The following is a 15,405-nucleotide window of genomic DNA, read 5'->3' on the forward strand; positions in this document are numbered from 1 at the left end:
GTAATATTTTAATAAATTTTAACTCTGTGAGGTTGACCAAAAAAAACTTATGAAGCGCATTATTCTTGTAGTGTGTGTTGTTATTCTGTGCAGCGGGAACGTATGGGCGCAACGTGCCAAAATAAATGATATTGCCCGGGATCCATACATATCGGCCCTGGTCATAGAGGCGGATTCGGGCCAGGTCCTCTTTGAAGATAATGCCAGGACCGTGGTCTATCCAGCGTCCGTTTTGAAAATTATGGACATGCTGGTCATTCTTGACCAGATTGAGCAGGGCAAGGTGCGGTTGGACCAGATGGTCCAGGTGACCAAGGAAGCGGCGCAGATGGGCGGATCACAGGTCTATCTTGATCCCAAGGAACAATTTTCCGTTGAAGATCTCCTCTATGCCCTGGCGGTGCAGTCGGCAAATGATGCGGCCGTTGCCCTGGCTGTCCATGTGGCTGGATCGACTGAGGGTTTTGTGGCCCTGATGAATCAAAAGGCCGAAGAACTGGGCATGAAGGATAGTAGATTTTATTCGGTGCATGGTCTGCCGCCTGCAAAGGGACAGCAACCGGATCAGACCACGGCCTATGATCTTGCTCTACTAGGTCGTGAACTGGCCAAGCGCCCGGCGATTTTTGAGTACACCAATACCAGGGAACGACCTTTCCGGGACGGCAAGTTTATTATGCGCAACCACAACCATCTGCTGGGGATGGTCAATGGCTGCGATGGTTTTAAGACCGGCTATTTTCAGGCTGCGGGATTTTCCGTTGTGGCTACCGCCCAAAGGGATGGGGTACGAATTATTGCCATAGTCATGGGCAGCAAGGACCGGAAAATCCGGGATGCCAAGACATCGGAATTATTGGCGAAGGGATTTGCTCAGGTGCCGCCGAAACCGGTGGCTGCAGCAGTGGTGGAAAAACCTGAACCGATTCCGGAGAAAATAGCCGCGTCGACATCTCCACCACCCGAGACCGCTCCGGCCGTCGAAGAAAAGAAGGAAACCGCTGCATCGACTGGGGGCGGCTGGGGGATGTTTTTTGGGGGATTGGTTGTCGGAATAGTGCTTTCAGGTTTGCTCGCCCTGTTTTTATCCCGACAACATGCAAGGAAACATTCAAGTTCTCGCAGGTATCGCTGATTGCCAGTCCCGGTACTTCTTCTCGGCCAATGAACAGGGGCCGAGAAGAAGGTTTTGGTTCAGTGAAAGAGGTTGCTGACTTAGAGATTCAACTCAACCCGCCGATTTTTCTGCCGCCCTTCACTTGTGCTATTGGGAGCGACTGGTTGGCTCTCGCCAAAGCCTTTGGCTGATAACCTGTTTGCGTCAATGCCTTTACCGACCAGGTAATTGATGACAGCCTTGGCCCGTTTATTGGAAAGCTTCTCGTTGTAGGTGCTTGGACCGGTACTGTCGGCATGCCCATAAATCTCCGCTGTTACCTGGGGATTGGTCTGGAAATAATCGGCCCATCGGTCCAATTCGGGGACAACACTCTGTTTAATGACCGCCTTGTCAAAATCAAAGAGGATGTCGGAAACCTCGAGCACCATCTGCAGATCGCCTGCCTCGGTCACCGGGAGACCAGCCTGGTCGGTAGCCGTTGTCACTGGTTTTAATCTCGGCTGAATATCAGGTCGGTTGCCCGGTCGGAGGATGTAGTGGGCTGTCGTTTTATCATGTTGGCCGATTGTCGAGGTGGCTACCCTGTCGTCATACCGATATTCCGATGGCGAACCAGCACATCCAGCAATGAGAAAAGAGCAAAGAAGGAGAACTGGTCCCAGTCGATAAAAGGCAGGTGTGTGACTCATTTTGTTCATGGCAATCCTCAGGTTATGTTTCTTCGGTATAAAGGGGGAATGAAGTGATTAATTTTTTTCTCGAAAAATGCATTGGTTAATCCTATCTTTTTTTACTGCTTAAGCCAAATTTTTTTTTCAATTGATCTTCAATGGTTATGAATTTTCAACTTCAGCTGCTAATTTATGTGTATATGCCCATAAAGTGTGGCTTGTCGGTTTTTTGTCGACTGCCTACGGTCGCCTAGAAAAATTTCTTCACCAAGCAAGGGTCTGGATTTGGTTGTGTTCGCTATTGTCTTGGTATATGGTGGAAATTACAACATCACCTGGGAAGTCGGCAGAGATGACTCGACACCTTGACGGGCCTGCCACGGAAGTCCGGAGCGGAAATGTCTGGAGTTAGGCAATGAAGCATCGCAACATACTTTCTCTCAGCCTGCGATATAAAATCCTTATTATCCTGGGATGTTATGTCTTTGGTATTCTTGTCATGTTTATAGTTTCCCAGGAGGATCTGCAGACTGCCAAAGAAAAGCTCGAAGTGGTTGAACTGGCCTACAGTCTCAATAACATCGTCCTTGAAGTACGCAGATACGAGAAGAATTTTTTCCTCTATGGGACGCAGGAGTCTTTGCGGGAAAATACCAGACAACTGGCCCTGGCCCTGGAAACAGTAGAGAAGATCTCTGGCAAGGTTGCGAGGCCTAAAGCGCACTCCATGCTCACCCAACTGAAGAATCTTGCCGCCTCCTATCGGACGGGCATGGAGCTTCTCTCAAAAAAAATGAGTACAAACAGCCAGGTGGCACATGGCGAATTAGCCGACGAGCTCCGGTATCAGGGGCAGGAGATGACCGAGCTGAGTGAGGAACTGGTCAGCTTTGAACATAATCAGATCCGTATTATTTTAGACGAACTGGTCAGGCGACTTATGGTCTGGTCTCTTGTGGCCATAGCCGTCGGCATATTTATGCCGGTGATCATGTCGTTTCGTATTTTCATCCCGCTGCGCATTATTAAAGAGGCTACCGAAGATATCGCTCAGGGTCGTTTCAGTAAAATTGAAGTGCTCGACACCAGAGATGAAATGCAGCAGGTCATGGAGGCATTCAATATCATGGTAAAAGAGCTGGAACGCCGGCAGGATCAGCTTGTCCAGTCACAGAAACTTTCTTCTATCGGCACTCTTACCGCCGGTATCGCCCACCAGTTGAATAATCCCCTGAATAATATATCTACCTCCTGCCAGATCGCCGTCGATGATTTTGATGGTGATGACCCCGAGCTGATTAAACAGATGCTGCGCAATATCGAACAGGAAACATATCGGGCAAGAGACGTCGTTCAGGGGCTGCTGGAATTTTCACGCAGTAAGGAATTTCAGCTGCATCCGGCCAACCTGCAAAATGTGGTTAACCGTTCGGTGCAGCTCGTTAAAAGCCAGGTGCCCTCGGCAATCAGCATTCTGGTCGATGTTCCGGAAAATCTGTTTCTGCCGATGGATGTCCAGAGAATACAGGAAGTGCTGATCATTATGATCATCAATGCGTCGCAGGCCATCGTCGATGAAGGGAAAATCTCCCTTTCCGCCTCTCTCGATACAACCGGCAATGAAGCGGTGATCGAGATCACCGACACCGGTACGGGCATCCCTGATGCAATAAAAGATCGTCTCTTCGATCCTTTTTACACAACGAAAGAAGAGGGGCAGGGCACCGGCCTGGGCTTGTCTATCGCCTATGGCATCATCCAGAAGCATAACGGCAGGATAGTTGTGGAAAGCGTGCCAGGCAACGGTGCGTCCTTTTTTATTTATCTGCCGCTGCGGCAGGAGCAGGTTGCCGAACAGGGAGATGTATCGTGAGTGCGCAACAGCTTCTGGTGGTCGATGACGAGGCTATTGCCCGGGACAATGTCGCATATATTCTGAAAAAAGGCGGATACCAGGTCTTTACTGCCGAAGACGGGCAGGCGGCCATTGGGGTGCTGGAGAACCGGGAAGTCGATCTTGTTTTGACCGATCTGCGCATGAAGGGCAAGGACGGCATGGCGGTTCTTGACGCCTGTAAAAGATTGTGGCCCCAGACCGAGGTGATTGTCGTCACCGGCTACGCCAGTGTCGATACCGCAGTGGAGGCCATACAGAAAGGTGCCTACCATTATCTGGCGAAACCGGTCAAGAAGGAAGAGATGCTCGCCCTGGTGCAAAAGGCCCTGGAAAAAAGAGCCTTGCGGCAAGAGGTAATCGCGCTCAGAAAACAGGTTTCGTCAACCACCGGGGTCACCAGGATTCTCGGCAGGAGCCTGAAAATCCAACTGCTGCGCGAGAGTATCGTGCAGGTTGCCCAGCTGGACTGCAATGTGCTCATTCAGGGAGAAACCGGCACCGGCAAGGAACTGGTGGCGCGGACCATCCACGAGCTCAGCCCCCGGTCGGCGAAACGTTTTGTCGCCTTCAACTGTGGCGCCTTTACCGAGGAGCTGATCACCAGTGAGCTTTTCGGCCATGAAAAGGGCGCTTTTACCGGGGCCTCGCAGATTAAGAAAGGTCTGCTGGAGCTGGCCGAGGGCGGGACGGTATTTTTTGATGAGGTGGGCGAACTGTCCCTGCCGATGCAGGTAAAGCTGCTGCGGGTTCTCCAGGAACGAACGCTCATGCGGGTCGGCGGCACGGAGGAGATTCCCGTCGATATCCGCATTATCGCCGCAACCAATAAAGATTTGAAAAAGGAGGCGGAGAACGGGGCGTTCCGGCTGGATCTTTTTTACCGGCTTGATGTCCTGACCATCAAGGTTCCACCTCTGGTTGACCGCAAGGAAGACATCCCCATCCTCGTCAACCATTTCCTGGCCAAACATTCCCCGCCGTCGACACTACCGCCGAGGCTCTCCCCGGAAGTTGCCCAGCAGCTCAAGCAGTATGCCTATCCGGGAAACGTCCGGGAACTGGAGAATATCGCCCAGCGCCTGCTGCTCCAGTGCGATGGTGAGGTTATTGAGTCAGCTCATCTCATCGAGGATCTGCACGGCAGTTCGGCAACACCCTCTCGGGTCGCTGCGGATTCCTGGCCGTCCCTTGAGGAACATGAAAAAAATTATATTCTCGATGTCCTTGACGAGACGGCAGGCAACAGATCGAAAGCGGCAAAAATATTGCAGATCGACCGGGTATCCCTGTGGAGAAAAATCAAGCGCTATGGGCTCGATGATGGGCAAAACTGATGGCGTCTCAGCCGGGTGCCGTCTCCTGTGCCGCAAGCAGAACGCGGGGTATCACTTCATCGGCATTCTCCACCAGGATCACTTCAAGATCGGCGAGCACATCGGCCGATAATATGTCCACCTCCTCCTTATTGGCCAGCGGCAGCAACACGGTTTTTATCCCCGCCCGCTGCGCGGCCAGCAGTTTTTCGCGGATGCCGCCGATGGGCAGAATTCGTCCGCTGAGGGTCATTTCTCCGGTCATGGCGACGTCTCTTCGAGCCGGACGTCCGGTCAACAGGGAGAGCAGTGCGGCAAAAATGGTTATTCCGGCGGACGGGCCGTCCTTGGTAATCCCGCCGGCGGGAAAATGGATATGGATATCCATGTCCTGAAAGAAGTATTCTTTAATGCCGAACTCCGCCGATCTGCTCCTGATAAGACTCAGTGCCGCCTGGGCCGACTCCTGCAGCACCTCGCCCAGAGAACCGGTGAGCAGCAGCCTGCCCGATCCCCGCATCGATGCAGTCTCTACACTGATGATTTCCCCCCCGACTCCTGACCAGACCAGCCCTGTAGTTATACCTATTTTCGGCGCACTTTCGGCGCTGTTTCTGATAAACTTGCGCGGGCCGAGAAGGGTGGCGATGGTGCTGCCCTCAATTTTTGTTTCGATCGCCGTTTTCTGGGAATCGAGATAGAGCAGCGCCAGTTTGCGGCAGACATTGGCTATCTCCCTTTCCAGGTTGCGCAGCCCGGATTCTCTGGTGTAATCGTTGATCACTCTCGATATGGCCTCGGTTGAAAAATCGATGCCTAGATTATTCAGCCCGGCGGCTTTGAGCTGGCGGGGGATAATAAAATCCCGGGCAATGCGGCATTTTTCCTTCTCGGTATAGCCGGTAAACTCTATCAGTTCCATGCGGTCGAGCAGGGGGCCGGGCAGGGTCGAGACATCGTTGGCCGTGGCGATGAACATGATTCGCGACAGATTAAAGGGGATATCCAGGTAGTGGTCCATGAAATTAACGTTCTGTTCCGGATCGAGCACCTCGAGCATCACCGAGGCCGGATCGCCGCGAAAGTCCTGGCCGATTTTATCGATCTCATCGAGCATGAAAACCGGGTTGTTCACCGCCGCGCGTTTCAGTTCCATGATGATACGGCCCGGCATGGCACCGACGTAGGTGCGTCGGTGCCCGCGCAGTTCCGCTTCATCGCGCAGGCCGGCAAGGGAGATTCTGATGAACTCGAGCTGCAGCGCCTCGGCGATGGCTTTGCCCACCGACGTTTTCCCGGTTCCCGGCGGTCCGGTAAAACAGAGGATCGGTCCTTTGCCCATCTCGCTGGTGAGTTTCTGCGCCAGCACTTCCCGCACCGTTCGGCGCAGTTCATCAAGATTGACCGGCTTGCCGAGGTAGTGGGCCGCACCGCTTTTCATCGCCTGAACCGCTGAATTGATCGTGGCAAAACCGGTAACCATGATGACCGGAATTTCCGGATAGCTGCGATTCACCTCGTCGAGCAGTTCAAACCCATCCATGTGATCCATTTTCAGGTCGCTGATAATCAGATCGATATCCTCTTCTGCGAGGATTTTCAGGGCCGCGATGCCGTTCTCGGCACTCTTGCAATCATAACCGTCCTTACGCAGGACGTGGGCCATGTTCGATCGGGCAATTTCTTCGTCATCGACCACGAGGATGTTTTGCCTGGCGCTGCCGCGCAGGGTTTTGGCGGCGAGAAATTCGAGAATGCGCTGTTTGACCTGGGCCAGCCCGCAGTGTCGACCCTCGAGTATGGACTGGACCCGGGCCATGTCCAGGGTTCCCTTGGTGGATACATTCCAGGGCAGGGAACTGATCAGTTCGATGTAATTGAGACCGACGGAATATTCGGCAACAGCGGCATCGGTCGTGGCCAGTTTATCAAGTTCCTTGTTGGCTGCATCCAGGGCATGGCGAGGCAGATTTGCCTCGGTAATCTGTTTGCGCAGTTTGTCGAGCGGGGAATTCTCCCTGTCCGGTTTGTCAGGGAGCGGGTCGTTATTTTTCGAATTGTTTTTGAAAAACATGATTTCCATCCTCGTCTGTTCTGGGGGAACCAAGGGCGTGCATCTCTGGGTTGTTTTGTACCATATCCGGCAAAAAAGCAATCTTTACTTCGGAACACCCCTCCAGGTTGCAAGGCGCAACAGTTGTTGCATTTTGCAACTTATTTAATCCAGGTTCCGTTGCGCTTTGCAACGCACAACAGGATGGGGTGTTGTTCCGCAAAATAAAAACAGAAATAACAATAGGATAGAGTGATAAATCAAACTGGCCTGTTTTTTGAAATGGCAAGAATACCTGGGGAAACAATGATGATCGGACAAGGAAAAAAGGTGGCTTATGGAAAAAACAATGCACGGCAAGGTCACCCAGCTGACGGTTCTGCAGCGGACAGAGCCCAGCGATAGAGCACAGCAATGCAGCCTGGCCAAACCGTCCTGCATTTTGCTGGTGACAGCGAACAGTCAGCTTGAGCCACAGGTGATGGAGTATACGATAAATGTGGCGGAACGGATGAACTGCAAGGTTCTGGCCACCTATGTGCATACCCAGCCGCTCTTTTGGCAGGGTGGGACGCAGGAAGATCTTTTTACCGCAGCGGTTGAGCGCAATGGTGCGGCGTTCAAGGAAAAAGCGGCAGCCAGAGGGGTTGAGTTCGAGTTTGTCCAGGAATCCGGAAGAATAAGTCAGGTTATCAGCAGGTTGTGTCGCATCGTCAAGAGGGTTGAGTTTGTTTTGATTGATCAGGGAATAAGGATTGAAGAAGCGGCTTCGGCTTCCCCGGTACCGGTTTTCAACATCGTCTGCACCGATGCGCGAACCGGCGGGGTGATCCCGAACCACCAGGCTAAAAAACTTTTAAAAGGAGAAAAACACATGAAAGTAACAAGCAGGAGAAGTCATTTTCTGAAAACGATTCTTTTCGGTGCCATGACGGCGGTTTTTTATGCAGCAGTTTTCAGTAATTCCGATTTCATCATGAGATACTTTACCAGAGGTGGATTGTTCGCCCTGCTGCCGGTCGCGACGGTTTTTGCCTTCTCCTACGCCCATGGTTCGTTCACCAGCAATTTCTGGTCGGCTCTTGGCATCGAGGGGTCGAAAGGTGCAACCTTAAAACAAACGAAAACTGTCGAAAAACGTTCCGAAGAAAAACGGCCCGATACCAGACCACGTCTGCGTGCCGATGCGTGAGATGATAATCAGGATGATCAAAGCTCCCTGAAATTAAACGACAAGACGGACCTGTCCGGAAATAAAACCATCACCAAAGAAGGAGTCTACCATGCACGGACCAATAGCTGAAACGATCCAGTTTATTGATTTAAATTTTGCCTCTATCGTTTTTTTAATAATCGTTGGTTTTGTCGGCGGCCTGGTCAGCGGTTTCATTGGCTCAGGCGGCGCCTTTGTTCTTACTCCGGCAATGATGAGCATGGGCGTCCCAGGTACCGTTGCCGTGGCCAGTAATATGTGCCATAAGTTCCCGAAAGCACTGGTCGGCTCGATCAAGAGATACCGCTATGGCCAGGTGGATATCAAGCTGGGACTGATAATGGGTGTCTTCGCCGAAATTGGGGTTCAGGTCGGTATTATGGTGCAGAAAAATATCCTTGACCGCTGGGGCGAAGCGGGATCGAACCTCTATGTCAGTTTCTGTTTTGTCGCTGTGCTGGTCATTGTCGGCTCCTTTGTCCTGCGCGATGCCCTGAATCTGAGAAAGGCAGGCGGAGACGGCTGGGTGAAACCGCGCCTTGCCGCTCGTCTGCAGCAGATCGAGCTGTGGCCGATGATGACCTTCAAAAGAGCCAACCTGCGCATCAGCGTCTGGTTTATTATTCCCGTGGCCCTGGCCACCGGGATGCTCGCGGCGACCATTGCCGTGGGTGGCTTCATCGGTGTTCCGGGACTCATGTACATCATCGGCGCAACCAGTATCATCGCTTCGGCCACCGAGCTGGTCGTCGCCTTTGTCATGGGACTGGGCGGGACCCTTATCTGGGCCTTTTACGGCATGGTCGATATTCGTCTCACCCTGCTTATCCTCGGCGGCTCCCTTTTCGGCGTTCAGCTTGGGGCGATCGGCACCACCTATGTCAAGGACTACATGATCAAATACGTCATGGCGACCATTATGCTGATCGTTGCGGTCAGCCGCTTTCTAGCTATACCGAAGTATCTGAATCAGCTGGAATTGACATCTTTTACCGCCGGCAGTGTGCGCCTGATGAGCCAGATGAGTTTTTACATCATGTGTTTTGCCCTTTTGACCGGCGCTTTTATCATACTTTTCAATATGTTCAAGGCGAGGAGCGAGGAAAACGCCCTGATAACGGCCCAGGCGGAGGCTTGAACATGTGCGCCATGATGGAGTCAATACTGGTGGCTGTCGACAATTCCCACGTCAGCCACTCGGCTTTCAAGCAGGCTTTGGCCTTGTCGGCATCGATGCGCGCAAAACTGGTAGCCGTCAGCGTGACTCCCAGGTACGAAGGGAATATGAGCCGCCTGGAAATTGACGATGCCGACAGGCAGCTGAGTGCGCCGTTTCGTAAAAGCCTCGAGGACGCTGCAACCTATGCAGCGTCTCTTGGCCTGGCGATCAAAACGGTCCACCGGACGGGTGAGCCGAGTGAGGAGATTGTTCGGGTAGCTGAGGAAGAAGGGGTTGAGCTGATTGTTCTCGGCAACACCAAGCGGTCAAAGATGGAACAGGTGCTGCTCGGCAGGCTACGGGTAAAAATTATTGACGGCAGTCCTTGTGATGTGCTGCTCGTCCCGGAAATGTCGGAAATTCGTTACGGAAAAATCCTCGTCGGCATAAACGGCACCCCTGCCGGCATGGCCGCCGGGCAGCGGGCCTTTGATCTGGCCCTCAGTTATGGCGGCGAGGTGCACGCGGTAACCGCAATCGACGTACCAATAGACCAGAGCCTTCGCTATGGCGTGTTAAAAGATGCCCGGCATAAGGGATTCAAGGCCCTGGAAGCTGTCGCCCGGCAAGGGGAGCAACTTGGCGTGCAGGTAATTACCGAATTGCAGGAAGCTACCCCGGAAAAATGTCTGACAGGCTATGCGCAGGAGAAGGGCATGCAGCATATTATCTTAGGCTCAAAAGGATATTCCAGCGTGGGTGATATTCTTTTAGGCAGCGTCTTTGAGCGGGTTGCCGCTCTGGCTTCCTGTCCGGTCCAGGTGGTGAAAATGAACAGCTGACAGGCTGGAAAGGTTGTGGTGCACATGAGTAAAAACTGAGTGATGGCGTTATTTGAGTCCTTACCAAAAGAGGTGAATTATGGAACCATCAATCGTGTTTGCAGAATTCATAATAGGCGTGGGTGCTCTCCACCTGGTCGGCCGGACGTCCGAACAGGTGGCCAAATGGTGGACGAAGGGTCGATCCGACCGAGGTCAGGTGTCTCGAAATTCCACCAAAAAAGTCGTACGCGGTGATTGGTATGTTTTCTTTAGCTGCGCCGATCTGCTTGGCAAAACTGCTGAGAAAAAGCATGAACAGTCCAAGGAAATCGCCGAGAAAAAAAGACCGAGGCGTGATCCGCGACCGGTTGTGCGGGTTTGATACAGCAGCTTTGCTGCCGGTGAACGTTTACCGCAAGCCGGTCATGAAGGGTGCGTGGTTTGAGGTAAAAAACGGTGGATCCCGCCGCAGAATCTCGGCAATCCCGGGCGAACGTTTGAAGGTGTTGTCAAGAAACCGGCGCACCTCCTGGCGGTTCCAGCCTCTGGGGTGGGTGAAATTCCGGTAGATCGATAAGTCGCCAGCATAAAAATCAGTTACTTCGAGACTCGCTGTTTCCTGACTGGAGATGGGCAGGTTAAAAATGGCCAGGTTGAGAAAGCTGATCGCCTGGTGATGCTCCTCGACAAAGCCAAGCGTTCGCTCGGCCTCCTGATACCCCTCCGCAGGGGTGCCGAACAGCAGATAGATGTAGGTGGCGATACCGACATCATGCAGATTTTCCAGCACCCGTGCGGCAAGCTCGAGATCGATCCCTTTCTGCATGCTGTTGAGCACCCCCTGGTCGCCCGATTCGAGTCCGAGTTTCAGCATGCGGCAACCGGAATCCTTCAACCGACGACAAAACTCCCGGTCGCCGAGCAGCCGGTCGATGCGGGCAAAACCATACCAGGGGACGTGTGGCGGCGTGTTGGCCAGGGCCTCTAATGTCGCTGGACTGACGGCATTGTCGAGTAGATGGATAAGGCTCGGCGAGATGGCCGCGGTCAGCGCCTGCAGATCGGCAATGGTTGTCGCTGGTGCGATATGCTGGTAGGGGTTGTCTTCGCTGGTCTCCGGGCAGAAGCTGCATTTCTTCCAGAAACAGCCAAAGGAGCTGGTGTAGGGAAGGATCAAGCCGGGCGAGAGATAACCATTGTGCATAAGCTGGTCATAGTCGGGTCGTATCTGCTCGATCCTCTGCTGTATGCCGAGTAAGGCCAGCAGCGGGCCCTCTCCCCGGCCGCCGATGAGGTGGTCGACCAGGCCTCCAAAAGGATTACGCCACTGCGGCCGGCTCAACCAGGTGGTGACCAGGCCGCCGCCGAGAATAATCCGCACCTGGGGATGGTGTGCCCTCAGGTAGCCGATCATGGCGAAGGTGCACAGCGCCTGGCTGAGATAGCTCAGGGAAAATCCTATCTGCCCGGAAGTATCGATTGCCAGAAGTTCCTCCAGCCTGCGGCGGAAATAGGGGTAGAAAATATTCGCCGCATACTCCTTACCTGCCAGGAGCAGGTCGCCGCTTTTCAGCGGAGATCTGGTGTCATCCTGGTAATTGGCCAGCGACAGCTGCAGGCCATAGCCTTTCCCCGCTCTTTCCAGAACACGGTTTATATCCGCTACAGCCCGGCGGTACCTGTCCGCATTGCTGTAGATTTCGCCGCTCTGCAGGTTGGCGAGAGACTGTTGCAGGTGCTTGAAGGCCCTTTTTGACCAGGTGTCCGCCGCCGGTTCAGCCGTATCAAAGAGATATTGCAACCCTTCGATATTCATGTCGCAGATCGTGCACGGCTGGCCATGGGCGGCAAGAGCGGCACAGAGGTAGGCCAGGGCCGCCGGCGGCTCGCAGGGTTTGGTGAGGGGTGGGTGGACGATCAGCATTGGAGTCACTTGTGAATAATTTTCGCTTTTTCTCGCTTCTTGGCAAAGTTGTACTATAATGTAGCGCTGTAATGTAGTCCGGGTTCGGAGATGATCAATCAAAAAATTTCAAAAGGATGTGATTTATGATGATGCTTTGTAAAAAAATGGCACCGATTTTTATGTTTTTTATAGCCTTTACCCTGTTTGAGGCCGGGCTGACGGCTCAATACACCGAGGCCAAGTCTTTTGGTGGTGGAAGATCCTTTAAGATGACGCCGAGGACCCCAACCAAGAGTGTCGCGCCGGCGACAACAACCAAGCAGCCGGGTGGTTCTACCTTTGGTCGCGGCCTCGCCGGAGGGCTTCTCGGCGGGGCGATTGGCGGCATGCTGTTTGGTTCGATGTTCGGCGCCGGCGGTTCGGGTATGGGCATTCTGCCGCTGTTGCTTCTTGGCGGGGTCGCCTATTTCCTCTTCAAGCGCTTTTCGACCAAGCCTCGTCCGAGCGCCTATCAGGCCGCTCAGCACAATGGCCAGTCGCAGAGCCCGTCGAATATATTTGGCGGGGGTTCCGGTACCAGTGCGCAGCCACCCCCGGCCGCCCCGGTTATCGGCGGCAATCTCTTGGAACAAGGCATTGAGCAGATTCGGGAAAACGACAGCAGTTTTGATCCCGCTTATTTCAAGGAAGTGGCCTCCGACGTCTTTTTTCAGGTCCAGGCCGGGTGGATGCGACGGGATCTGGACTCTTATAAACACCTCCTCGGCGAGCAGCTGGCCGGCGAATATGCCGGTCATTTTGCCGAAATGCGCAGCAAGGGACACATCAATAAGCTGGAATCCATCGCCGTTCGCAACCTGGAGATCGTCCAGGCGGGCAGTGACGGCCAGGAAGATTTTGTCACAGTGCTGTTTTCCGCCAACCTGCTTGATTACACCGTCGACGATAAAACCGGCGAGCTGGTCGATGGAAGTATGACCACGCCGATCAAGTTCAATGAAGAATGGACCTGGGCAAGGCCGGTCGGGACCGAGGCCTGGAAGCTGGAAGGCATCAAAGAAGTTTGATGGCGTCGTAAAAAATCTTCATCTGCTTCGTTGTTACAATTTTTATATCATTACGACGTACTCTAGTACGCCGAAATAATATAAAAATCTTACGCCTCGCATATGAAGTTTTTTACTTAGCCATTTTGAAATCCGGCTTTTTACCAGTGTTTGATGGCGGTTTTTATTTGAGTGAGGGGAATGTGGATCTTAGTCAGTTCCGTCGGGAATATTTAAAGGGAGGCCTGTCTCGCGCCAATCTGCACAGTGACCCGATGCAACAGTTTACCGAGTGGTTCGAGCAGGCGCAGAAAACAGAAATAGCCGACCCAACGGCCATGACGCTGGCGACGGTCGGCAGCAATGGCCAACCCAGTCAGAGGACGGTCCTGTTAAAGTACTATGATGAGAAAGGCTTTGTTTTCTTTACTAATTATGAAAGCCGGAAGGCAAAAGAGATGCAGGACAATGCCAGGGTCAGTCTGCTGTTTGTCTGGCTTGATCTGGAGCGCCAGATAAGGATCAGCGGTATTGCCTCGAAGATATCGGCGACCGAATCGGCGAAATATTTCATGTCCAGACCAAAGGAAAGCCAGATGGCCGCCTGGGTGTCAAGTCAGAGTCATCCCCTGTCGTCAAGGCAGATGCTGTTGCAGAAATTTGACGAGATGAAGAGAAAGATTGGTGCCGGCAAGGTACCGCTGCCCTCTTTCTGGGGCGGCTACCGCGTTGAACCGGTCGAAATCGAGTTCTGGCAGGGGCGCAAAAACCGCCTGCACGACCGCTTCCTCTACAGCAGGACCGGCGAAGCAAAAGAGTGGGTCATCGAACGACTGGCCCCGTGAGAGTTTTATATTCGGTACGGCAACGGCGGCAATGCTGCCTTTGCCGTACCGGCAGGAGCTTGTCGGAGAATAGGCATTTCGGAGTCTACGCTTACCTGCGAGCATTATTTTCCTTAAACAACGAAGAGTTAGGGCGAAAGGGCATTCTCGGACAGGCTCCTGTTCAGCCCTTCACTACCGCCAGCGGTTGCAGAGCTGTCAGTATCTCTACCAGATCACGCTGGTTGTGCATCACCTCGGTGATATCCTTATAGGCCCCCGCGGCCTCCTCAAGATCCTTTTTATGACGAATGGCGTGGAGAATGCCCTGCTGGTCGAGGCGGCGAATCTCTTGCTGGAGATCGAGCTGTCGCTGCGCCTGCTTCCGGCCGAGTCTTCTGCCGGCCCCATGTGAACAGGAACAGAAACTCTCCTTATTGCCCTTGCCCTGCACGATATAACTGGTACTCCCCTGGGAACCGGGGATGATCCCTATGGCCCCTGCTTCAGCCCGGGTAGCCCCTTTGCGGTGCACCAGCACCTCCTTGCCGAAATGGAATTCCAGTGCGGCATAATTATGGGCCACATCCAGGGCGGGGGAAAAGGTAACCGCCGGCTCGAAGTCGTGCAGGATGTCCATGACCCGCTGCATCATCGCCCGCCGGCTGGCAGCGGCGAACTGCACACAGTAATGCATTTCCCGGAGATAGGCCTGGCCGGTGTCCGACTGCAGAGGCAGATAGTCGAGCTGCCACTTGGCCGGCACCTTGGCGCCATGCGCCTGGTTGTAGGCTATCGCCAGTCGATGGTAATGGCCGGCCACCTGGTAGCCGATATTTCTGCTGCCGGAGTGGATCATCAGCCAGATCCAGCCGTCGTCGCCAAGCTGCACCTCGATGAAGTGGTTGCCGCCGCCGAGTGTGCCGAGCTGCAGCCGGCCATTTTCATATTCCCGAAAGACCACCGGCAGTTCTTTTGCGGTGATAGTTCGACTGACCTGCGGCATTTTGCTGTCCGGCTGCGCTCTGGTATGGTGTTTGAAGCCGAGCGGTATCGTCTGGCGCACGGTCTGGAGTATTTTTTTCAGCTCCGACTGTTGCAGATGGTGCAGGGAGGTCTGCACGGCACAGACGCCGCAGCCTATATCCACCCCGACCGCATTGGGAATGACCACCTTTTCCGTTGCCGCCACCCCGCCGATGGGCATGCCGTAACCGACATGGGCGTCCGGCATGATCGCCACATGATGGTGCACGAATGGCAGGTTGGCCAGGTTTTTTGCCTGCTCCAGGGTATCCTGGTCGATATCATCCAGCCACAGTTTAATCGGTTTTTTCTCTGTATCGATTATCTTAATCATGGCAGCTGTTCTCCCTTTT

At 53.6% G+C, this 15,405-nt stretch carries 14 protein-coding genes; 9 read left to right on the forward strand and 5 right to left on the reverse strand.

Going from position 1 to position 15,405, the window contains the following annotated elements; all coding sequences use genetic code 11:
* The first annotated feature begins 49 nt into the window (after positions 1-49).
* Positions 50-1,135: a D-alanyl-D-alanine carboxypeptidase family protein gene (locus tag ACYQ8U_RS13830; protein ID WP_459946135.1), complete on the forward strand. Its 1,086-nt coding sequence runs from the start codon at positions 50-52 to the stop codon at positions 1,133-1,135.
* 80 nt (positions 1,136-1,215) lie between these two features.
* Here ACYQ8U_RS13830 and ACYQ8U_RS13835 read toward each other — a convergent pair whose 3' ends face one another.
* On the reverse strand, positions 1,216-1,818 hold the full coding sequence (locus ACYQ8U_RS13835; RefSeq protein ID WP_459946136.1) for an OmpA family protein: 603 nt from the start codon (positions 1,816-1,818) through the stop codon (positions 1,216-1,218).
* Positions 1,819-2,206: 388 nt separating this feature from the next.
* On the opposite strand from ACYQ8U_RS13835, the gene ACYQ8U_RS13840 reads away from it, so the two are divergent.
* A complete protein-coding gene (locus tag ACYQ8U_RS13840; protein WP_459946137.1) occupies positions 2,207-3,664 on the forward strand; it encodes a sensor histidine kinase in 1,458 nt (485 codons plus the stop codon).
* Positions 3,661-5,022, forward strand: coding sequence for a sigma-54-dependent transcriptional regulator (locus tag ACYQ8U_RS13845; RefSeq protein WP_459946138.1), 1,362 nt, complete (start codon positions 3,661-3,663; stop codon positions 5,020-5,022). Before ACYQ8U_RS13840 ends, ACYQ8U_RS13845 begins: the two co-directional genes overlap by 4 nt.
* Before the next feature lie 7 nt (positions 5,023-5,029).
* Here the strand turns inward: ACYQ8U_RS13845 and lon are convergent, their stop codons facing one another.
* Together lon and ACYQ8U_RS13855 are read right to left on the reverse strand one after the other, a co-directional pair.
* Entirely contained in the window at positions 5,030-7,075 is a 2,046-nt protein-coding gene (gene lon, locus ACYQ8U_RS13850) for an endopeptidase La (protein WP_459946139.1), read from the reverse strand.
* On the reverse strand, positions 7,047-7,343 hold the full coding sequence (locus ACYQ8U_RS13855; protein ID WP_459946140.1) for a hypothetical protein: 297 nt from the start codon (positions 7,341-7,343) through the stop codon (positions 7,047-7,049). Before ACYQ8U_RS13855 ends, lon begins: the two co-directional genes overlap by 29 nt.
* A 48-nt stretch (positions 7,344-7,391) precedes the next feature.
* Between ACYQ8U_RS13855 and ACYQ8U_RS13860 the strand changes: the two genes are divergently transcribed.
* The 4 genes from ACYQ8U_RS13860 to ACYQ8U_RS13875 all read left to right on the forward strand — a co-directional run bounded on the left by ACYQ8U_RS13860 (position 7,392) and on the right by ACYQ8U_RS13875 (position 10,632).
* The gene (locus ACYQ8U_RS13860; RefSeq protein WP_459946141.1) at positions 7,392-8,246 is read left to right on the forward strand and encodes a hypothetical protein; all 855 of its coding nucleotides are present in this window, start codon (positions 7,392-7,394) and stop codon (positions 8,244-8,246) included.
* 91 nt (positions 8,247-8,337) lie between these two features.
* Positions 8,338-9,405, forward strand: a complete 1,068-nt coding sequence (locus ACYQ8U_RS13865) for a sulfite exporter TauE/SafE family protein (RefSeq protein WP_459946142.1) — start codon at positions 8,338-8,340, stop codon at positions 9,403-9,405.
* A 2-nt stretch (positions 9,406-9,407) separates the two neighbouring features.
* Positions 9,408-10,268 carry a universal stress protein gene (locus tag ACYQ8U_RS13870; protein ID WP_459946143.1) on the forward strand — a complete coding sequence of 287 codons (861 nt, stop codon included), beginning with the start codon at positions 9,408-9,410 and terminating at the stop codon, positions 10,266-10,268.
* 79 nt (positions 10,269-10,347) lie between these two features.
* Entirely contained in the window at positions 10,348-10,632 is a 285-nt protein-coding gene (locus tag ACYQ8U_RS13875; RefSeq protein WP_459946144.1) for a hypothetical protein, read from the forward strand.
* Positions 10,633-10,659: 27 nt separating this feature from the next.
* Here the strand turns inward: ACYQ8U_RS13875 and ACYQ8U_RS13880 are convergent, their stop codons facing one another.
* Complete coding sequence (locus ACYQ8U_RS13880) at positions 10,660-12,174, reverse strand: B12-binding domain-containing radical SAM protein (protein ID WP_459946145.1); 1,515 nt, start codon at positions 12,172-12,174, stop codon at positions 10,660-10,662.
* Between the two features lie 125 nt (positions 12,175-12,299).
* On the opposite strand from ACYQ8U_RS13880, the gene ACYQ8U_RS13885 reads away from it, so the two are divergent.
* Positions 12,300-13,223: a Tim44 domain-containing protein gene (locus ACYQ8U_RS13885; protein WP_459946146.1), complete on the forward strand. Its 924-nt coding sequence runs from the start codon at positions 12,300-12,302 to the stop codon at positions 13,221-13,223.
* A 182-nt stretch (positions 13,224-13,405) separates the two neighbouring features.
* The gene (gene pdxH, locus ACYQ8U_RS13890) at positions 13,406-14,047 is read left to right on the forward strand and encodes a pyridoxamine 5'-phosphate oxidase (protein WP_459946147.1); all 642 of its coding nucleotides are present in this window, start codon (positions 13,406-13,408) and stop codon (positions 14,045-14,047) included.
* A 163-nt stretch (positions 14,048-14,210) separates the two neighbouring features.
* Here pdxH and ACYQ8U_RS13895 read toward each other — a convergent pair whose 3' ends face one another.
* Positions 14,211-15,386 (reverse strand): RtcB family protein, encoded by a 1,176-nt coding sequence (locus ACYQ8U_RS13895; RefSeq protein ID WP_459946148.1) that lies wholly within the window; start codon positions 15,384-15,386, stop codon positions 14,211-14,213.
* Between the last annotated feature and the right edge of the window lie 19 nt (positions 15,387-15,405).

The sequence above is a fragment of the Desulfocastanea catecholica genome (genome assembly GCF_054657295.1).